Origin of the sequence: Streptomyces sp. NPDC057950 (assembly GCF_042887295.1) — a bacterium.
Taxonomy (GTDB): Bacteria; Actinomycetota; Actinomycetes; order Streptomycetales; family Streptomycetaceae; genus Streptomyces; species Streptomyces kaempferi.
The window spans coordinates 152,667-173,613 of record NZ_JBHVPP010000016.1 but is presented as its reverse complement, the minus strand read 5'-3'; the positions used below and the strand labels follow the sequence as shown (position 1 = coordinate 173,613).

9 protein-coding genes are annotated in these 20,947 nt (G+C 71.6%); 4 read left to right on the top strand and 5 right to left on the bottom strand.

Annotated features, from left to right (window positions below):
• Positions 1-129: 129 nt before the first annotated feature.
• The 3 genes from alsS to ACFVTC_RS25905 form a co-directional block, all read right to left on the bottom strand.
• A complete protein-coding gene (gene alsS, locus ACFVTC_RS25915) occupies positions 130-1,812 on the bottom strand; it encodes an acetolactate synthase AlsS (protein WP_390130781.1) in 1,683 nt (560 codons plus the stop codon).
• Between the two features lie 206 nt (positions 1,813-2,018).
• On the bottom strand, positions 2,019-4,790 hold the full coding sequence (locus ACFVTC_RS25910; protein ID WP_390130779.1) for an AAA family ATPase: 2,772 nt from the start codon (positions 4,788-4,790) through the stop codon (positions 2,019-2,021).
• 48 nt (positions 4,791-4,838) lie between these two features.
• On the bottom strand, positions 4,839-5,072 hold the full coding sequence (locus ACFVTC_RS25905) for a hypothetical protein (RefSeq protein WP_390130901.1): 234 nt from the start codon (positions 5,070-5,072) through the stop codon (positions 4,839-4,841).
• A 30-nt stretch (positions 5,073-5,102) separates the two neighbouring features.
• On the opposite strand from ACFVTC_RS25905, the gene ACFVTC_RS25900 reads away from it, so the two are divergent.
• Entirely contained in the window at positions 5,103-6,143 is a 1,041-nt protein-coding gene (locus ACFVTC_RS25900; protein WP_390130777.1) for a helix-turn-helix domain-containing protein, read from the top strand.
• Between the two features lie 88 nt (positions 6,144-6,231).
• On the opposite strand, the gene ACFVTC_RS25895 is transcribed toward ACFVTC_RS25900, so the two are convergent.
• The gene (locus ACFVTC_RS25895) at positions 6,232-10,491 is read right to left on the bottom strand and encodes a carboxypeptidase regulatory-like domain-containing protein (protein WP_390130775.1); all 4,260 of its coding nucleotides are present in this window, start codon (positions 10,489-10,491) and stop codon (positions 6,232-6,234) included.
• 445 nt (positions 10,492-10,936) lie between these two features.
• On the opposite strand from ACFVTC_RS25895, the gene ACFVTC_RS25890 reads away from it, so the two are divergent.
• From ACFVTC_RS25890 to ACFVTC_RS25880, 3 genes are all read left to right on the top strand, one after another.
• Positions 10,937-15,097 carry a carboxypeptidase regulatory-like domain-containing protein gene (locus tag ACFVTC_RS25890; RefSeq protein WP_390130773.1) on the top strand — a complete coding sequence of 1,387 codons (4,161 nt, stop codon included), beginning with the start codon at positions 10,937-10,939 and terminating at the stop codon, positions 15,095-15,097.
• A gap of 428 nt (positions 15,098-15,525) precedes the next feature.
• A complete protein-coding gene (locus tag ACFVTC_RS25885) occupies positions 15,526-16,095 on the top strand; it encodes a helix-turn-helix domain-containing protein (protein WP_390130771.1) in 570 nt (189 codons plus the stop codon).
• 138 nt (positions 16,096-16,233) lie between these two features.
• Positions 16,234-17,106 carry a class I SAM-dependent methyltransferase gene (locus ACFVTC_RS25880; protein ID WP_390130769.1) on the top strand — a complete coding sequence of 291 codons (873 nt, stop codon included), beginning with the start codon at positions 16,234-16,236 and terminating at the stop codon, positions 17,104-17,106.
• A gap of 39 nt (positions 17,107-17,145) precedes the next feature.
• On the opposite strand, the gene ACFVTC_RS25875 is transcribed toward ACFVTC_RS25880, so the two are convergent.
• Entirely contained in the window at positions 17,146-20,403 is a 3,258-nt protein-coding gene (locus ACFVTC_RS25875; RefSeq protein ID WP_390130767.1) for a family 78 glycoside hydrolase catalytic domain, read from the bottom strand.
• Between the last annotated feature and the right edge of the window lie 544 nt (positions 20,404-20,947).

The following is a 20,947-nucleotide window of genomic DNA, read 5'->3' as shown; positions in this document are numbered from 1 at the left end:
CGGCGCACGACCGTCCGGCGGGCCCGCGACTGCCCGACTGCGAGCAGCGGGCGCTCACGGCGCCTTGACCGGAAGCCTCGGGGTACCGGCGGGAGGTCGCGCCGCGCCGGAGCCGCGGTCGTCGGCGCGTCATCGCGGAACGCTGTCGTGGAGCTGCGCGAAGAGTTCCGCGTCGTGCGTGTAGTCGACCGGGACGTCGATGACCGTGATGCCGGGGTCGCAGAGCCCGACCGGGTCGAGAGACCCGCGCAGTTCGGTCTCGAAGGCGTCCATGGTCTCGGTCCGAATCCCCCTGGCGCCGAACGCGCAGGCGTACAGGGTGATGTCGCAGGCGCCGGACCGGACGCCGGAGGCTCTGCCGTATCGGCGATGCTCCTGGAAGGCCACCGTGTCGTAGGCGTTGTCCCGCATGATCACATGCGTGGCGTGGAGGCCCAGCCGGGTGGCGGTCTCCATTTCCGGTGCGCCGGCCAGGAACCCGCCCTCCCCGGAGACCGACACCACCTGCGTCCCTGGCCGCAGCAGCGCGGCGGTCATCGCCCGTGGCAGGCCGACTCCCGGTGTCTGAGGGCCATTGGAGAGCAGGACGCGGCGCGGCTGGTGTCCGCGGAAGTGACGGGCCAGGTAGATGTGCGAGCCGGTGTCGGACACCACGGTGGCATCGTCGTCCACGACCTCGGAGATCTTCTGGATCACCGCGCCGGGATCGAGGCCGGCGGCGGTGGCCGGTGCCGTCCCGGCCTCCTCCTCGATGCGGGCCAGGGCCGTGTGCTGTTCGGCCAGGGCGGCTCGGGTCCGGTCGCCGACCGGCAGCCCGGACAGCTCCCCCGACAGCTCATAGACGGTCGCGGCCACATCGCCCCGCAGTTCGAGAGCGGGCTGGTAGTGGCTGCCGATCTCGGCCGGCAGCGCGTCGATGTGGACGATCGTTCGGGCCGGGTCGGTGTTCCAGAGGCGTGGGGCGTACTCCACGGGGTCGTAGCCGACGGTGATGAGCGCGTCGGCGTACGTCACCATGGCGTCCCCCGGCTGGTCGCGGAAGAGGCCGACCCGGCCGGCGTACTGCTCCTCCAGCGCGCGCGGGACGACGCCCGCGGCCTGGAAGGTCTCCACCACGGGCAGGCCGGTGACGCGGATCAGTTCACGCAGCGCGGTGCACGCCTCGGTGTCCGCACCGCGCGCCCCGACGAGGAGGACGGGCTGCCGCGCGGCGCGGATGATCTGTGCGGCACGGTGGACGCACTCGGCGGGAGCCGGACCGTGGGACGGGTGCCTGTGCGGCTGGACGACGCTCGCGGCCGTGGGCGCTCCCGCGATGTCGTCCGGTATCACCACCGCGGCCGCGCCGCGGGGTGGGGTGACCGCTGCGCGCAGGGCGTTGGCGATGGCTTCGGGCACATGGTCGGGGTCGCGGACCTCGCAGGTGTAGGTGGTGACCAGTCTCAGTGCGGCGAGGGCGTCCAGCGACCGCTGGGTTGCCTTGAACCGGTCCCGGCCGGTCGGCGCTGCGCACACCGCGATCATGGGGTGCTGCTCACTCGTCGCCAGGAGCAGGCCGGTCATCAGATTGGCGGTGCCGGCTCCTGAGGTGGCCAGGACCGCTCCGGGGGTGCCGGTCAACAGCCCTACCGCGGCGGCCATCACGGCCGCGTTCTGTTCGTGGTGGCACATCACAAGTTCGGGGCCCGCGACGGCCAGGGCATCGTGAACGGCGTCGCTCGCGCTTCCCGGGACAGCGAAGACGTACGGCACGCCGTACTGGGAGAGGGTCTCGACCACGCGCTGGGCCGCGCCGATGGGTGGGGAGGGCATGCGCCCGCCGCCTTTCTTGGTTCTTGTGTTCGCGCGACGGTGGTGGCCATCGCCGCGCACGTGGTGCAGCACGCGGGGCACGCCCGACGGTGTACCGCCGGCACGACCTGGTGCCGCATCACTGGTAACCGCATCACTGGCAACGGTAGGCACACGCCCCCGTCCGGGGGCATCGCGTGAATGCGTAGTCATGTCCGGTAGCGGCGTCAGGGACGCTCTGCGACTCCGGGAACCGGCCCGCCGTCTCGCAGCAGCCGGGCAAGCTGTGTACGCGTGGTGACCTTGAGCTTGCGGAAGACCTTGCGCAGATGGTAGTCCACCGTGCTGGCGCTGATGAAGAGCCGCGACGCGATCTCGGAGTTGGTGGCTCCCTCGGCCGCCAGCATCGCGACCCGTCTCTCCTGGGGGGTGAGCTGGTCACCGAACCGGGACCGGCGTTTGAGGGTGGGCTCGCCGGCCGCCGACAGTTCGCTACGGGCCCGTTCGGCGAAACCGTCCATGCCGAACCGCACGAACATCTCGTGTGCCCGCCGTAGTTGGTCCCGTGCCTCGAGGTGGCGGCGCTCGCGCCGCAGCCACTCCCCGTACAGAAGGTGGACACGGGCCACCGCGGCACGCAGTCCGGTGCGCTCGAGCCGTTCCAACGCCGTGCGGTACAGGTCCTCGGCATCCTGGCCGACGGCGAGCAGGGCCCGGCAATGAGCCTCGACGCCCGCCGCCCAGTGGCTGGAGCAGGGCCCGGTCGTCCGGCACAGCTCCTCCAGTGCCTCGTCGGCCAGGTCCTGGTGTCCGGTACGTACGGCCGCCTCTACGAGCTCGGCCAGCGCCCAGTTGCGGATGCGCTGGACGCTGGAATCGGAGCCGGCCAGGCGCGCGGATTCCAGCGCCTGCTCGTATCGGCACGCACCGTTGTGGAGGACGGCGCCGGCCCACTGGAGGTAAGTCAGCGCCATGCCTTCGCCGCGCGCCACCGCGTCCCGGGTCGCGGTGCGGATCGTGGCGAGGGCCTCGTCGTCCCGGCCACGGAAGACGGCGAGCCCCACCTCGGCGTAGGCGACCGGCCCGGCGCCGGTCATCAACGTGACGTCGGCAGCCATCTCGGCCAACGACGCGGCCTGCAGGAGTTCCCCGCCCAGCAGGTGCAGTCCCGCGCGGGTGGCCGCGGCGACCGGGAGGATGCTGATCGCCCCGCGCATCTCACACGATCGCAGCAGCCGCGTGGCCAGCAGTCGCCAGGCCTCGTCGTCCCACAACAGGCCGGCGCCATGGCCGGCCAGCCACAGCCAATAAAGTTCCTCCTCCGGCGCCAGTTCCTCGGTGGTGAACGCCGATACCGCCCTGCGCAATACGGGAACCCCGGCGCCGCGGCCTTCGACGATGACCAGCGTCAGTCCGTCCAGCAGGAGGTCCGAGGCGCGCGGCACCGACGCCGCGGGCACCCGGCGAGCGCTGCGGGCGATCTCCGTGATCCGGCACTCGTCACCGAGCCGGCCGGCGAGCATCGCCGCGGCCAGGGCTTGCAGATAGACATCCCTCGCGCGGGAGACGTCGATGGACTCGAATCGGCGGGCCGCGCGCAGCAGCAAAGGGGCGGCTCCACCACCGAAACTGCGGGCGAAGGCGATCTGCCCTCGCAACAGTTCACTGTTGGCGGCCCGCAGCTCGTTCTCGGGTCCCCGGTCGGCCAGCGCGAGGAGGCCGAGAGCGCTGTCGTACGCGCCGGCCTGCTGCTTGGCGCGTGCCGCACGCAGCGCCCGCTCCGCCCTGGATGCGGGGTCGGCGGTGAGCGCGACCGACCGCTCCAGGAATGCCCCGGCGGCTGCCACACCACCACGGGCCAGGGCCCGGTGTGCCGACCCCTCGAGCTCCGCCGCGGCTTCCTCGTCGAAGCCGACGGCCGCCTGCGCGCGGTGCCAGGCGCGCCGGTCCGGTTCCGAGGGGGCGGTGACGTCCGCCAGAGCCCGGTGCGCGGCCCGCCGCTGCGACGGCGGCACCGCCTGATAGACGGCCGACCGCACCAGGGGATGGCGGAAGACCACCCGCGTGCCGATGGAGAGCAGCCCGTCCGTCTCGGCCGCCGCTGCGGCCGAGACCCCGATTCCCAGGCGGGCGGCCGCGCGCCACAGCAGTGCGGAGTCGCCCGTCGGTTCCGCCGCGGCCACCAGGAGCAGCATGCGGGTGGCCGCCGGAAGGCGGAGGACCCTGCTACGGAAACTGTCCTCGATGCGCCCCGGCACGGCTGAGGTGTCGGTCGGACCGAAACCGCCCGCGAAGCCGGCGGCCGTCAGGGTCCGGGGCAGTTCGAGCAGGGCCAGCGGACTGCCCCGGGCCTCGGCGGCGATCCTCTCCACGACCACCTCGTCCAACGGCACGTGCAGCGCCGAGTGCAGCAAGGCGCGGGCGTCCCCGGGGCCGAGTCCGGTCAGCACCACCTCCTGCAACCCGCGTAGACCGCCGGCGGCGCGGCGAGTGGCGAACACGAGGCCGAGGGGCTCGGCGCCGACGCGGTGCGCCACGAACGTGAGCGCCTGGGCCGAACCGGGATCGAGCCACTGGGCGTCGTCGATCACACAGATCAGCGGTTGGCGGGCGGCCGCCTCGGACAGCAACCCCAGTACGGCCAGGCTCAGCATGAGGCGGTCCGGCGCCGCTCCGGTCCGCAGCCCGAATGCCGCGGACAGCGCGTCCTGCTGCGGTCCGGGCAGGTGCTCCAGCGTGGCCAGGAACGGCGCGCAGACCTGATGCAACCCCCCGAACGGCAGTTCCGCCTCCGCTTCCACGCCGGCGGCTCGCACCACGTGGAAGCCGACCGCGGTCGAGGCCATGTGGTCGAGCAGCGCGGACTTGCCGATACCGGGCTCACCGACGACCACGAGAGCGCCACCCCGTCCGGCCTTGACGGCATCCTGCCAGCGGTCGAACAACGCGCACTCGGCACGCCGGCCCAGCAGATCCGCGGGACGCCCCGGCACCACCATGCTCCCAATCTACTCGCGGCGTCCCGTCCGCACCTCTCCTACCTGGGCTTATGCCGACACCGTCGGGAAGGCCGCGGCCGGGTTGCCGAGCCCGTGCGTGAGTCCCGCCGCCGGCGAGCCGAGCGCGAGCACCCGCTCGCACCGGCCGGCCTCCGGCTGGATGTTCTCGAGATCGAAGAACAGCCCCTCCAGCGGATGAAGCGCGAGGTCACCGGTGGCCGGTTCTTGCGCCTTTCGAGCCGAAGAACGACCAGGATCAGTGATCGTCAGCGGTGTGATCATGAGGGCGCTAGGTTGTGGTCGGAGGTGACCATGCTGGAAGTTCTCGGGCTGGACCAGCCTGCCGAGGCGTTGTACATCATCCTGGTCGACAACCCGCCCATGTCCGTCGAGGAGTTGTACCGCCGTACCGGCATCGAGCCCGACACCGCCGTCGCCGCCCTGGTGCGGCTGGAGGACGGCGGGCTGATATCCCGGCTGCCCGGCAGCCCTCCCATGTACACCGCGATGCCACCCGACCACGCCCTGGAAGTACTTCTGCTCGCTCGCGAACGCGACATCCACCGGGTGCGTGCGCTGACCGAGCGGCTGACACAGCGGCACCGCGAGGCTCGTCGCGGCCGGGACTCGACGTCGCTGATCCAGGTGGTCACGGGCCGCGACGGCGTCGCCCGCTGCGGGCAGCAGTTGTTCAAACGGGCCGAGCGGGAGATCCGTGGCATCGACGCGCCTCCCTACGCCCAGGCCAGTGACGGCGAACGCGTCAACTCCGCCACCGCCGTGGCCGGACGCAGCGTTCGCAGCCGCTTCATCCATGCCCGGGACACCCTCAGCATGCCCGGTGTCGTGGAGCGGGTGGAGGTCGACATCTCGGCGGGCGAGGAGGTCCGGTTCCTGCCCGAGGCCCCGATGAAGCTGATCATCGCGGACGACCAGGCGGCGCTGATTCCGCTGCTGGCCACACCTCAGGTTCTGGACGCGTGCATTCTGGTCCATCCCTCCGCCCTGCTCGACGCGCTGTCCACCCTCTTCGAGTCACTGTGGGAGCAGGCGCAGCCCTACCTGCCGGGAAGACCGGCGTCGGTCGGCCCGAACGAGTTCGTCAACGACGAGGAGCGGCGGATCATCTCCCTGTTAGCCATGGGTATGTCGGACGAGGCCATCGCCCGCCAACTGGGAATCGGCCACCGCACGGTGCAACGCCGGGTCCAGGCACTGCTAGGCCGGCTGGGGGCGGCGAGCCGGTTCCAGGCCGGAGTGCTCGCCGCCAGCCGCGGCTGGTGGCGGCCGGATCATGAACAGCGCGCCGCGCCCCTGGCGTTGAGCGCCGAGCCCGGTCGCGCCGGTCCGTGAGGCGCGGTGCGCGAGCAGCCGTGGCCCGGCGGTGCGCGAGGCGCTCCGCCGGGCCGGGCCGGCCGGCCGTGTTCCGGCCGGCCCCGTCTCACCTCGCCCGCAGGCGGAAGTCCGACGTGACCACTCCCCCCTTCACCAGCCGGATCGACCGGGTCGCGGGCCGGTAGCCGTCGGCCCGCACGACCACCCGCACGGGGCCGCCCTTCACCGGCGACCACGCGGAGTACGTGCCGTCCTGAGCGGTCGTCGCGGTCAGAGCGCCGGCCGGGCCGTCGATGTCGATCGTGGCACCCTCGAGGGGCGCCACCCCGCCCGCGGGCGTCGAACCGGAGACGGTCCCGGTCAATCGGCCCCAGCCGGCCGGCGGTACCACCGTCATGGCCACCGGCAGTGACACCGCGCCGTACGGGGTGTCCGTGTCGACGACGAGCGCGGCCCGGTGTGCGCCGGCGTCGGCGGCGGTCATCGCCCCGGCGTCGAGGGTCAGCCGTATCCGGGCCGACCCGTGCGCTTCGACCGTGAGCTTCCCGGCCGATTCCGCGAGCCACGGCACGTCGCCATGTGCCTGGTCCCAGCCCGGCAGTTCGCGCACGGCCCGCTGCGGCACGCTGTAGGCGTCCATGCCGCCGATCGCGAACCAGCCGGGCGCGGACTGGGCGCCGAGCACGGGTTCGGCCAGGTTGGGCAGCGCGGACCAGGTGTCGGTGGCCGGGTCGTAGGCGTGTGCCTCGTTGGTCAGCGCGCCGGCGCTGACCTCGAAGCCACCGGCGACCAGCAGTTGGCCGTCGGCCGCCGTCCCGGTGGCGCCCCAGACATCGGCCGGGGCGTCGGCCACCCGGTGCCAGGTCCCGCTCGCCCGGTCCAGCGCGTAGGCGTGGTCGGTGGCCTGTGGGGAGTGGCCGTTGGGCTCGTAGGCACCGCCCGCGCAGTAGGCCACGCCGTCCGCGACGCCGCACACCGGGTACGAGATCGGCTCCGGGTAGGGCTTGCCTGCCGACCAGGTGTCGGTCGCGGGGTCGTAGACCTGGACGTCGGCGCTGCCGCAGTCGGTCCGGTCGCAGCCGCCGATCACGTACAGCCGGTCACCGAGGACGACCGAGCCCGCGGCGCCGTACGCCTCGGGCGCGTCCGCGATCTGCGACCAGGTGTCGGTGACCGGGTCGTAGACCTCGCCGCCCGCGATGGGCGCCCCCGAGGCGTCGCGTCCGCCGGTGACGTACAGCTTGCCCCGGATGAAACCGTAGGCGGGCCCGAGGCGCCTGGTGGCCGGCGCCGTGAGTGCGCGCCAGGTCGCGGTGCCCGGATCGTAGGCGGAGAAGGCACCGCTCCACTGGCCACCCGGTGCCTCACCGAGGCCGGCGTACAGCGTGCCGTCGTCGACCGCGGCGATCCCCGCGAAGGTCCCGGTCGGCAGGTCGGTCAGCGCGGACCATCCCTGCCCGGCCGGGGTGGGGGTTGCGGACGCCGGTGCGGCGGCGGTGCGCGGCAGGGTGTTCGGGGTGAGTGCCGCTCTGGCGTGCCGGGCGGGGACACCGGTCGATGCCGCCGGAGTGCCGCCGAGGTTCTGCTCACCGAGCGAGACGGTGGCGGGCGTGCCGCCGGTGTTGTGAACCGTCACCGTGACGTTCTTCCTGGCACCCCAGGGCACGTCGGCCGTCACCGACCGGACGTCGTAGCGCAGTTGAGCCGGGTGCAGGGTGAAGTCGGCCGTCGTGACGGTGTCGGCCCGCACCCTGACCGTGTCGGTGACAGGCGGGTATCCGAAGCCGGGCAGACCCGCGGTGAATTTCTGCGGGCCCGTGCGCGACGAGAACAGCCAGTAGAGGCCGTCGCCGCGTGCCGGGTCGCCCGGCGCGGCCACCATGCGGCCATTGTCGGCGGCGACCGCGGCGGCGGCGACGGTCGCGCCGAGGACGCCGTGACCGGAGTTGGCGTCGTCGATCCGTCCGACCAGCAGCCCGCCGGGGCGGGTGACCAGGGCCGGGGTTCCGACTCTCACGTCGTCGATCTGCCAGATGCCGGTCAGTGAGCCCTCGAAGTGGAATCTGACGCGTACCGACTTCTTGCCCGCGTACGAAGTCAGCGGCACCGCTTCGTGAGCCGGACCGGAGACGATGTCCGTGTGGTGCCACAGGGTGGTCCAGGTCGCGCCGCCGTCGGTGCTCGCGTCCACGTCCGCGGTCAGGTCGCCGACCCGGTAGAGCGAGGGCAACGCCGTGTCGAACTGCAGCTCGGGGGCCCGCTCGGCGCTGAAGTCGTAGCTGGGGCTGATGAGTTCGGTGTCGGCGGGTGCCCAGCCCAGCGCGAAGTCGTCCACTTCGGCGAACCGGCCGGTACCGCCGGTCTGGTTGCCCCGGTTGAGCGGGTCGTCGAACTGCCAGCCGCCGGCGGCGGTGTTGTCGCGGACCGTCCACCCGTCGGGCCTGGCCGCGGTCGGGAAGGACTGCGACTCGCCACCGTGGTAGGTCATTTCGTAGCCGGGAGCCAGTGTGCCCGTGGTGTCGAGCGGCAGTGTCAGGTCGGCGGTCCGCGGGGCGGACCTCACCGGGGCAGTGGTGTCGGCGGCGCGATAGCCGGGATAGAGCGCCGTGGCGTGCAGCGTGTAGGTGTGGTTCTCGGGCACGCGGACCGCGTACCGGCCGGTCGCCGGGTCGGTGAAGAACGTGCCGGGCACACCGTCGACCGTGAGCCGGGCGTAGACGCCCCAGCCGTGCCGCCCGCCGTCGCGGACGGTGCCGGACAAGGTCTGTGAGGGCAGGGCGGTCAGCGCCACGTTCTTGGTCAGTGTGGCACCGTCGTCCACGCGGACCGTGCCGAGGCCGGTGTCCTTGTAGCCGAAGGCGCTGATCGTCAGAGCGTACGAGCCCGCCGGTATGTCCAGCCGGTAGGCGCCCTGCGCGTCGGTGGTCGCCCGGTGGTCGCCGAGCGCGACCGTGGCGCCGGGCACCGGCCGGCCGGTGCCCGCGTCGGTGACCGAGCCGGAGACGGTGCCGTGCGGACCGGGGCGGAACGCGGTGGTGCCGTCCGGTGTGCCCAGCCCGCTCGGTCCGTCGTAGCCGGGCTGCGCGGAGCAGGTGAAGGCGGGCGTGCAGTCGGGGGTCGGGCCGTGGCCGCACACCGAGCGGTCGGCGCAACTGGCGTCGTCGCCCCGGGTCACGTCGTGGAGGGCGCCGGGCGCCTGGTACGGGTAGGCGGCCGGGTATGTTCCGGAGACGGGGGTGCCGGCCAGCGCGTACACGCCGGCGATGATCGGCGCGGAGGCGCTGGTGCCCCCGTAGACGTTCCAGCCGCCGTCGGAGAAGGAGTTGTAGACCGCCACGCCGGTGGCCGGGTCCGCGACGGCGCTGACATCCGCGACCGAGCGGCCCGCGCAGTCGACGGCCGACTGGAAGGCGGGTTTGGGCTCGACGTCCGAGCAGCCCGATCCGGGCGCGCCCCAGTGCTGCTGACCTCCGCCGTCGACGGTGGTCGCGTTCCACACCGACTCGTTCCAGCCGCGGGTACTGCCGTCGCGCACCAGCGAGGTGCCGCCCACCGCCGTCACGTACGGTGACGACGCCGGGTAGCTGGCGCCGTAGCCGTCGTCACCGGAGCTGAAGACGACCGCGACTCCTGGGTGGTTGAAGTACGCCTCGTCGTAAGCCAGTTGGCCACTGTCGTCGCTGTAGCCGCCCCAGGAGTTGGAGACGTAGCGCGCGCCCAGGGACACGGCGGTGTTCTCGGCCGTGCCCAGATCGTCGGAGGACGCGCTGTCGGCCTCGACGAGCAGGAGGTGCGCGTCGGGTGCGATCGCCGAGACCATGTCGAGGTCGAGGGAGATCTCGCCCGCCCAGCCGTCGTCCGCGGCCGGGTAGGCGGCGGCGCCGTGTTCGTCCACCTTGCGGAAGCAGCCGTTGTCCGAGGTGCAGGCGGGCAGCCCGTACTGCCCGCGGTAGACGGCGAGATCGGCCTCGGCACCGGGGTTGTCGTAGGCGTCGACGATGGCGATCGTGGCCCCGGCCCCGCCGTCGGCCGGCAGCCCGTAGGCCGCGCGCAGTTCGGACGGGGAGTAGCCGTCGGGGTCCGTCTGGCCGGCCGCGGCGCGGCGCAGGCCGAGTGTGGCGGGGACGTCGGTGCGGCGCAGGGCGAAACACGTGAAGGAGCCGGGTCGGGGTGTGCCGCAGGCGGGCTCGGCGGAGACGGCGGTCGCCGAGGAGGCGGACGGCCCGGACGTGGAGGGCGCGGCGAGGGCCCGTCCGGGCAGCAGTGCCACCAGGACGGCAAGGACGGCGGCGGCCACCGCGGCCGCGACGGACCGGGGGCGAGACGGTCTGCGCCGCCCTGGTCCGGCGGGCGATCTGTGCAGCAAGGACGGCTCCAGAGGTGACGGGGCGGGGGCCCGTGGGCCCGGCTTCGTTCGGCACACGGGCGTTCAGCGGAAGAGACGTGTTGACCAGCACAAAAGTCCATCCATTCGCATCGGCCGGTCAACGCGGACGGCTGGCGGTTTGACGCCGTGTCGTATTCACGCCTTCGACACATTCCGGTGAACACGGGCCTGCAGCAGGCGTTTTGTGTCCGCTCAACGGACAGAAGGAATCGCGCATTCCCTGCGAAACGCGACTGAATCACGACCGGAAGATACCGGGACGGCACCTCAATATTGACGTTCAGTCACCACGGTCACAGAAAGCAGATGATTGACACACGAATTACTGGTCCCGCTAATAGCCCCCGGTGAATACCGAGACATTCACCGTCGCCCGAGAGCCGTGTACGGGTCGACCCCAGCAACCACGCATGGGAGTCACACGTTGCGCACCACAGGCACGACAACGCGAACCAGATCCCCTCTCAGACGAACGATATCCACCGGCCTGGCCGTCCTCGGCGCCACCGCGATGGCGCTGCTCGGCCTGCAGGCACCGGCGTCCGCCTCGGACGCCGCGCCCGCCTCCGTCGCCGCCTCCGCCGCCTCGAACGGCGCACGCCCGCTCTTCGAGCCGACCTGCGCCGTACCCAAGCGCAGCCACTTCTCCTGCTTCGCCCTGCGCCGCTCCGACGTGAAGTCGGTCAAGGGCGTTATGCGGTCGGCGGACACACCCAACGGCTACGGGGCCGCCGATCTGCAGAGCGCCTACAACCTGGCCGCCGACGGCGGTGGCGGGCAGACCGTCGCCATCGTCGACGCCTTCGACGACCCCAGCGCGGAGGCGGACCTCGCCGTCTACCGCGAGCAGTACGGACTGCCGGCCTGCACCACGGACAACGGCTGCTTCCACAAGGTCAGTCAGCGGGGCGGGACCGACTATCCCGATCCCGACCCCGGCTGGGCCGGCGAGATCTCCCTCGACCTCGACATGGTCTCCGCGGTCGCGCCCAACGCCCACATCCTGCTGGTCGAGGCGGACGACAACAGCTTCGAGAGTCTGTCCTCGGCGGTCGACGAAGCCGTCGCGCTCGGCGCGAAGTTCGTCTCCAACTCCTACGGCAGCGACTACCGCGGCGGCAACGGTGAGGACCCCTCCGAGACCACCACGCTGGACGCCCACTACAACCACCCGGGTGTCGCGATCACCGCGTCCACGGGCGACTACGCCTACGGCGTCGGCTACCCGGCGGCCTCCCAGTACGTGACCTCCGTGGGCGGCACCACGCTGACCCGGGCCCCCTCCACCCCGCGCGGCTGGACCGAGTCCGCCTGGAACCTCGCCGGCTCCGGCTGCTCCCTCTACGAGCCCAAGCCGGCGTTCCAGCACGACACCGGCTGTGACAACCGGGCGCTCGCCGACGTCTCCGCCGTCGCGGAGGACGTGGCGGTCTACCAGACCTACGGCAATGGCGGCTGGGCCGTCTACGGCGGCACCAGCGTCTCCGCGCCCATCATCGCGTCGGTGTACGCCGACGCCGGAACCCCCGTAGCCGGCACCTACCCGAACTCCTACCCCTACGCGACGCACGCCGGGATCAACGACATCACCACCGGCAGCAACGGCAGTTGCTCCCCGTCGTACCTGTGCAACGGCACCGACGGCTACGACGGTCCCACCGGTCTCGGCACGCCCGCCGGTCTGTCCGCGTTCCGCAGCGGCCCGCACGGCGTGATCTCCGGCAGCGTGACGGACACCACCACCGGCAAGCCCGTCGGCGGGGCCACCGTCAGCGCGGGCACCAACGTCGCCCAAACCGACGCCTCCGGCGCGTACTCCCTGACGGTGCCGACCGGCACCTACGACGTCACCGTCCAGGCGTTCGGATACGCCGACGGCTCGGCCGACAAGGTCGTGGTCGACGACGGCGCCACGCTCACCAAGAGCTTCTCCCTCACCCCGGTGCCCAGCCGGACCGTCGCAGGCAAGGTCGTCGACGGCTCCGGTCACGGATGGCCGCTCTACGCCAAGATCACCGCGGACGGCGTGCCCGGCTCCGTGTGGACCGACCCGGCCACCGGCTCCTACAGCCTCGACCTGCCCGAGGGGCACACGTACACCCTGCACGTCGCCACGGCCTCCACCGGCTACCGCGCCGTCACCAAGAAGATCGACGTCGGCGGCTCCGACCAGACCGTCGGCTTCTCCGTCCCCGTCGACTCGTGGGCCACCAGCACGCCCGGATATCAGGTCCACGACACCGGCAGCACCGAGCCCTTCGACGCCACCGACGCCCCGCCGACAGGCTGGAGCGTGGTCAACGCGGACGGGACAGAGGGGGGTTGGCAGTTCGACGACCCCGGCAACCGCGGCAACGGCACCGGCGGTGACGGCGCGTTCGCCGTCGTCGACAGCGACCACTTCGGTGGCGCGGCCTCCCAGGACACCTCGCTGATGACCCCGGTCTACGACTTCAGCGGCAAGGACAACCCCGAACTGGCCTTCAACACCCAGTACCAGCAGTTCACCAACCAGACCGCCGAGGTCGAGGCGACCGGGGACGGCGGCAAGACCTGGACCAAGGTCTGGACCGCGGGTTCATCGATCCTCCCCGGTCAGCGGATCACCGTCCCCCTCACCGACTTCGCGGGCAAGTCCGCGGTGCGGTTGCGCTTCCACTTCACCTCGCACTTCGGCTGGTGGTGGTCCGTCGACAACGTTCTCATCGGAGACCGCGAGGTCACACCCACACCCGGTGGCCTCGTCGTCGGCACCGTGACCGACGCGAACACCGCCACCGGCGTGGTCGGTGCCACCGTCACGAGCCAGGACAAGCCCGCCGAGCGGACCACGACGGTCGCCACCCCGGACGACCCCAACCTCCCCGACGGCTTCTACTCACTCCTCTCGACCACCTTCGGCAGCCACACCTTCACCGCGGCCAAGTCCAAGTACACCTCCCTCTCCAAGGCGGCGAAGGTCGGCGCCGACAGCACGGTCACGGCCGACTTCGCACTCAAGGCCGGGAAAATCACCATCACCCCGGCCTCCGTCGCCGCCACCGTCGCCTGGGGTGGGTCCAAGACGCAGAACCTGACGGTGAAGAACACGGGCGGCGCGCCCGCGACGGTCAAGCTCGGCGAGCAGTCCGGCGCCTTCACCCAGCAGGGCGAGGGCGCGGCCCTGCGGACCGTCAAGGGTGACTTCACCCCGCTGTCCAGCAAGGCCCACGCCAAGAGCGGCACGGCCAAGCCCGCCGCCGTCCCGGCCGACGGCCCGTGGCAGGCGGTCCCGGACTTCCCGGGCGCCATCATGGACAACGCTGTCAGCGCGTATGACGGCAAGGTCTACTCGGCCTTCGGGTACACGGGATCGGCCGACAGCAAGGACATGTACGTCCTGGACCCGGTCGCCGGCGGCTGGACGAAGCTGGCGAGCGCGTCCGACACCCGCGAGGACCCCGCGCACGGCTTCATCGACGGCAAGTTCTATGCCGTCGGCGGCTGGGCCTCGTCCGGCAACCCCGACGCGAAGCTGGAGATCTACGACCCGGGTTCGGACAGCTGGACCACCGGCGCGTCCGCGCCCAAGCCGTACGCCGGCTCCGGGAGCACCGTCCTCGACGGCAAGCTCTACATGATCGGCGGATGCGGCGCCGACTCCTGCGGCACCACCGACGCCAGTGTCTACGACCCCAAGGCCGACACCTGGTCCAAGATCGCCGCCTACCCCGAGCCGATCTCGTGGCAGGCCTGCGGCGCCATCGACGACCTGCTCTACTGCGCGGGCGGTCTGGGCTCCGGCAACAGCGATGTGACCCACACCTACGTCTACGACCCGGGGGCCGACAGCTGGTCCCAGCTCGCCGACATGCCCGCCGCGCAGTGGGGTTCGGCCTCCACCGCGGCCAACGGGCAGCTGCTGCTGGCCGGCGGTGTCGGCAACAACGCGCTCACCAACCGCAGCCAGGCCTTCGACCCGAAGGCGGGCACCTGGAGCGCGCTTCCCAATCCCACCGTGCCCACGTACCGGGGCGGCGGCGCCCCCGGCTTCTACAAGGTCGGCGGCGGCACCGCGCCCAGCACCCCGACATCGAAGGCCGAGCTGCTTCCCGGCTACGACCAGACCGGATCGGGCGACATCACCTGGCTGGGCGAAAGCACCCGGCAGCTCACCCTGGAGCCCGGCGCGAAGGCGACCGTCACCGTCTCCCTGGACGCCTCGGTCCCCGAGGTGACCCAGCCCGGTGACCTGACCGCCGCCCTCACCGTGGGCACCGACACGCCGTACTCCGTGCCGCGCGTACCGGTCAGCCTGCACGTCAACCCGCCCAAGACCTGGGGCAAGATCACCGGAACCGTCCTGGGGGCAACGTCGTCCGGCGGCACCGCGCCGCTGGCCGGGGCGACCGTCCAGATCGACAGCTGGGCCTCGACGTACACCCTCACCACCGCTGCGGACGGCACGTACGCCCTGTGGCTCGACGCCCGCAACAATCCGCTGACCGTCATCGTCGCCAAGGACGGCTACCAGCCGACCGTGGCCACGGTGAAGATCCAGAAGGGAGCGACGGTCACCAGCAACTTCACCCTGAAGCGCAAGTAGCGCGGAAGACCACGACAGGGCGCCGACAGCTCCTGGAACCGCGCTGTCGGCGCACGCCGGGCCTGAAGGGCGGGCCGGTCCTCGCGGACCGGCCCGCCCGTCCTTCACCGTCCTGATCCCGCTCCGGAGCGGGATCAGGACGTGTGCGCAACGGTTCCGGCGGCCGCGCCTTCGCCGATGCCGGCGCTCACGTGCGGAGAAGTCGTCACGGCATGTCCTCGAACCTTTTTCCTCCTTGTACGTGGTCCCAGACCTCGCGGGCCGTCCGCCTTGTACGTGGTCCCAGACCTCGCGGGCCGTCCGCCTTGTACGTGGTCCCAGACCTCGGGGGCCGTCCGCCTTGTACGTGGTCCCAGACCTCGGGGGCCGTCCGCGTCCGCACACGCGACGCCGGACCCGTACCGCGCGTCGGGCATACGATGTTGCCCATGACGCAAGACGATGGGGAGCTGGACAGCCTCGTACGCAAACGCATCCGCGCTCTGCGTGTGGCGCAGGGCTGGTCCCTGGAGGAGCTGGCCACCCGCGCCCGCCTCAGCCAGTCCTCACTGAGCCGGATCGAGAACGGCCGGCGCCGCCTCGCACTGGATCAGCTGGTCATCCTCGCCCGCGCCCTGGACACCACGTTGGACCAGCTCGTGGAGACCGCCGCCGACGACGTGGTCACCAGCCCGATGATCGACAGCGCACACAGCCTGATGCGCTGGCCCGTGAAGGGTGATCCCGGTATGAACGTGGTGCGCCAGCGCATGACCGAACCACCACCGGAGAACCCGGCGCGCATGCGTGCCCACCCGGGGCGCGAATGGCTCGTCGTCCTCTCCGGCACGGCGATCCTCATGCTCGGCCACCGCCGCTTCCGCATCGAGACCAACCAGGCCGCCGAGTTCCCCACGATGATGCCGCACGCGATCGGCGCCGAGGGCGGACCCTGCGAGATCCTGGGCATCTTCGACCGCGACGCCCGCCGCGGCCACCTGCGCGAGGACGGCGACTGACGCCCGGGACACTCGCGAACGACGGCGCGGGTCCCGGAGCGGTGGCAATCTTGCGCGTGGGGCAGCACACCCGACCATCTCCTTGCGCAGACGGCAAGAGACCGTGCCGCAGGCGCATGGCTGTCCTAGCGTGCACGCATGAACCGAGCTCACCCGCACACGCCCCACCACGGCGCCCCGCACGACCGCCGGCAGGAACAGGGAACCGACGGCCAGGCGGAGATCCTCGATCTCGACGCCGAGGTCCTCGCGGAGCACATCGCCTCCATCACCGCGTGGCTGCCGCTCAGGACCGGCCCGCGCCGGATCGTGGATCTGGGCTGCGGCACGGGCGCGGGCACCTTCGCCCTCCTCGACCGCTTCCCCGACGCGCACGTCACCGCCGTCGACGCGTCCGCCGAACACCTCCGGCACCTGCGCGAAAAGGCTCGCGCCCGCGGTGTGGAGGAGCACGTACGCACCGTGCAGGCCGACCTCGACCACCCCGCGTGGCCCGACCTCGGATCACCGGAACTGGTGTGGGCGTCGGCCTCCATGCACCACATGGCCCACCCGGATCGCACACTGCGCACCGTCCACGACGCGCTCGCGCCCGGCGGCCTGTTCGCCGTCGTCGAGCTGGCCGGCTTCCCCCGTTTCCTGCCCGAAAACGCCCCCGCGGAACGGCCCGGCCTGGAAGAGCGCTGCCACACCGCGAGCGACCGCTTCCACGCCGAGCACGTACCCCACCGCGGCGCCGACTGGGGGCCGATGCTGACCGCCGCCGGATTCACGGTCGAGAGCGAACGCACCATCACCGTGGACATCGACGGCTCCCGCAGCGAAGCCATCGGCCGCTACGCCCTCGGCAGCCTGCGGCGCATCCGCGGCGCCGCCGCGGATGCGCTCTCCCCCGACGACCTCACCGCACTCGACCAACTCCTCGACACCGGCGGCCCGCACAGCATCCTGCGCCGCGACGACCTGACGGTGCGCACCGAACGCACCGTCTGGGCAGCACGCCGCACCTAGACCGTGTCGCCGGCGGGCGGCGCCGGCACAGGACGGAACCTAGTCCGTCACACGGAACAGGTGGCTCCCCGCGCCAACCGTGAAGTGGGCGTAGCCGCCCCCGCGTTCGCCGGCCGTCGCGGCCGCGGGTGCGTGTACCTTCTGACGGCCGCCGACCGGTACGAGAACATCGGCGGTCGACCCCACCGGCACGTCGACGCGCAGGGTGAGGTGTCCCCGGGTCCGCGTCCACGACGAGGTGATCCGGCCGAGCGGTGACTCGACATGGGCGGAGGCGTGTGTCAGATCGCCGACGACACGGGGGTGAATCGTCACCTTCGTGTAGCCGGGCGCGGTGGGTTCGATGCCGGCGACATCCTGGTAGAGCCAGTCGTCCACCGTTCCGAGGAAGGCGTGGTCGTGCGAGCGCGAGTTCGCGTTCCACTCCTCCCACATGGTCGTGGCTCCCAGGCCCTCGAACCAGTACCCCCAGCCGGGGTAGGTCGGGTTGGTGGCCACCGTGTAGGCCAGATCGGCGTGCCCGGCGTCGGTGAGGACCGGAAGGAGCACCTTGGTGCCGAGCGCGCCGGTGTCCAGGTGGTCGGCGCGGGCGTGGATGTCGGCGACGAGGTTGTCGATCACCGCTCGGCGGTGCTCCTTGGGCACCAGGCCGAAGCTCAGCGGGAGCAGGTTCGACGTCTGCCGGTAGCCGGCGGCCTCGTCGTCGTAGTAGGCCCCCTTGTCCCGGTCGTAGAAGGTGGCGTTGAAGGTGTCCTTGACCTTGGCGGCGAACCCGTCGAAGTGCCGCGCGTCGGCGTCGTGGCCCAGCGCCTTCGCCATCGTCGCGAGCCGTGTCGCGGTGAGGTAGATGTACGCGGTTCCTGAAAGCCGGGTGCCCTCCGGCGCGTTGGCGCCTTCCGGGGAGAGCCAGTCGCCGTAGCTGAAGCCGGTGTAGATGCCGCCGGTGCCGGCGATGTCGTGCTCGTAGTAGGCCAGCCAGGCCTTCATCCCGTCGTAGTTCTCGGCTACCGCCTTGGTGTCGCCGTAATACCAGTACAGGTCCCAGTTGCCGAGCACGTAACTGGCCGACCAGACGGGGTCCTTGACCTTCTTGCCGGACTCGGTGGTGGGCACGGTCGGGCCGATCGATCCGTCACTGTTCTGGTCATCGCGGTGGGAGCGCATCCAGCTCTCGTAGAAGTTCCGCATGTCGAAGTTCGCGATCGCCGAGTCCGCGTACAGGAAGCCGTCGGCCGTGTAGGGGCGCTTCTCGTACATGGGTGTGTCGGTCGGGATCGAGTGCAGGTTGTTGAGGATCGTGTCGGCCTGCGCGTCCTGGTAGCGGTTCAGCAGATCGCTCGAGCTGGTGAAGTCGCCGGTGGACGCCACCGCCGTGTGGACCCTCATCCCGTCGACCGACCGGAGGGTGACGCCCTGGGGGACGACGACCTGGGCATAGCGGAAACCGGCGTAGCTGTAGCTCGGCCGGTACTGCTCCACCCCGTCGCCCTTGAGGGTGTACGAGTAGGTCTGCAGAGCCATTCCGAAGGCGCCGGTGTTGTCGACGGTGCCGTCGGCGCGCAGCTTCTCGCCGTAGGTGACGGTGACCGTCGCTCCGGCCGGGCCCTGGACCCCGATGCGCGCCCAGCCGGCCGTGGGGCTGCCGTAGTCGTAGACGTGTGTGCCCTCGGCCGGAGCGGTGGTGTGTTCGGCCTTCAGGTGATCCGTCACCTTGACGGGCGGGAAGCTTTCCGAGCGAAGCGTGCCCTTGGGTCCGTCGACGCCCAGTGCGGGGCGCCAGGTGCTGTCGTCGAAGCCGGGACGGTTCCAGCCGGGCTGCTCCACGCGGGCGTCGTAGGTCTCCCCGAACCAGAGCGACTGCGTGGTCGTCGGCCCGTCGGACACCTTCCATCCGTTGTCGCTGACTATTCGCTGGTGCGTGCCGTCGGTGTAGGTGATGTCCAGTTCCAGCTTCAGCTTGGGCTCGCCCCACCAGGAGGACGCCTGCCACTCGTCCGGGTTGGTCATGGCGTAGAACCCGCGGCCCAGGCTGACCCCGATGGCGTTGCCGCCGGTGCGCAGCGCGTCCGTGACGTCGTACGTCGAGTACAGGACGGTCTTGTCGTACACCGTGAATCCGGGTTCGAGCTCCCGGTCACCGATGCGCCGGCCGTTCAGGTAGAGCTTGTTGTAACCCAGGCCCGCGACATGGGCCCGCGCCGAGGCGACGCGCTTGCCCGCGGTGAACTCGTCCCGCAGCAGCGTCTCCGGTGGGGGCGGTGCCGACACCGACCGGCCCCAGGGGCCTGAGCCGTAGGGGGCGGCGTCGAGGGCGTGCGGCCAGGCCGCGTCGTCGTACCCGGGCTGCTTCCAGCCGTCGTCCGCGGCGTTCGATGCCTTCCAACCGCTGTCGGTGACGAGGTCGGCCGGTGATCCCGCCCCCTCGATGTGCAGACTCCCGAGCACTCCGGCCGGTCCCTGACTGGAGTTCGTCGCCTCCACCGCCAGCACGTTGGTGCCCGCGTGCAGGTACGGGGCGATGTCGATGACGCTCGCCGTCCTCCAGGAGTCCGCGACGCGCGCGGAGCTCGTCACCTCGGCGCCGTCGACGAACAGCGTGAAGTGGTCATCGGCGGTCAGTTGCATCTCCGCCGTGCTGATCTGTGCCCCGGCGGGCAGGTCGAAGCTCCGGCGCAGGTAACGCGTGCCGGCGGGAGCGGAGTCGGACGGGTTGCCTTCGGGGTACCAGATCCAGTGGGCGTCGTCGAGTCGCAGTGCGGGAGCCTTGGCGTGCGCCCCGATCCATGCCCCACGGAAGTCGCCGGGGTCGACGAAAGCCGTCTCGAACCGCGCTTCACCACTCCACGGCGACGCCTTCCCGGCGCGGTCCCAGGCCCGTACGCGCCAGTAGTAGCGCGTACGGGACACGAGAGCGGGACCGCCGTACGTCACGTCGAAGGACCGGGAGGAGCGCACGCGCCCGCTGTCCCACACCTCTCCCCGGCCACCGGGCGACGTCGACACCTCGACCTCGTAAGCCACTTGCTCGTAAGCCACTTGCTCGTCAGCGGTGCGACCGGCCGCGCCACGGCCCGGGGCCGCCCGCCAGCTCAGCCTCGGCCGGGGGACGTCGACCCCCAGTGGCTGCGCCTGGTGCTCGACTTCGAGGTCGCTCACCACGAGCGCCGACCCGCCTGCCGCCAGGCCCCGCTGGAGATCCGGAACGGACACCGCCGCCGCCCCCGGCGTGGCCCCAAGCCCTGACGCGGCCGCTATGAACGACAGCATCAGCCCCACGGCCATCCTGCGCTTCCTCACGCTTGCCTCCCTCGACGGCGGACGGATCGGCGTGCGATGCGTGCGCCGTCTCCCGAATGATTGAAACGTTTCAATCCCCTCGTATGTCACTCAACCACAGGCGTCACGACGGCGACAAGATGTCGTCGGCCGCACTCTTCGCCGGCGCCCCGAACCACCATCCGTGTGCCGCGTACGCCTCATGCGAGGCATCCCGCGCCCGCGACGAACCGCTCCCGAGGCGCGAGGTGTTCACGGCGACGGCCCTGAACGCGTGCAGTGGGTGGACCTTCGGCCGCCCCTCGGTAGCTGTGGCGCATGCCGTGTCCGTGGGGGGACTCTTCTTCCCGAAGCAGTGATCCGCCAGGCGCTCGTCGCGGCGATGCGGTCGCCGGAAGACGTTCAGCCGAACGGCCGTCCTCGCCGCCACCCGGCGAGGACGGCCAAGTCGCTCCGCGGGCTCGCCACCGTTCCCGGCCGGCGCATCGCCGCATCGCCGCATCGCCGCATCGCCAAGGGTCGTTCGACGCAGCGCGGCCCGTGTTCTGCTGTGGCGGTCCGGGGT

Bases quoted from the DNA above. Each gene is read 5' to 3' on its own strand.
- alsS (WP_390130781.1), bottom strand. From the start codon at position 1,812: ATGCCCTCCCCACCCATCGGCGCGGCCCAGCGCGTGGTCGAGACCCTC.
- ACFVTC_RS25910 (WP_390130779.1), bottom strand. From the start codon at position 4,790: ATGGTGGTGCCGGGGCGTCCCGCGGATCTGCTGGGCCGGCGTGCCGAG.
- ACFVTC_RS25905 (WP_390130901.1), bottom strand. From the start codon at position 5,072: ATGATCACACCGCTGACGATCACTGATCCTGGTCGTTCTTCGGCTCGA.
- ACFVTC_RS25900 (WP_390130777.1), top strand. From the start codon at position 5,103: ATGCTGGAAGTTCTCGGGCTGGACCAGCCTGCCGAGGCGTTGTACATC.
- ACFVTC_RS25885 (WP_390130771.1), top strand. From the start codon at position 15,526: ATGACGCAAGACGATGGGGAGCTGGACAGCCTCGTACGCAAACGCATC.
- ACFVTC_RS25880 (WP_390130769.1), top strand. From the start codon at position 16,234: ATGAACCGAGCTCACCCGCACACGCCCCACCACGGCGCCCCGCACGAC.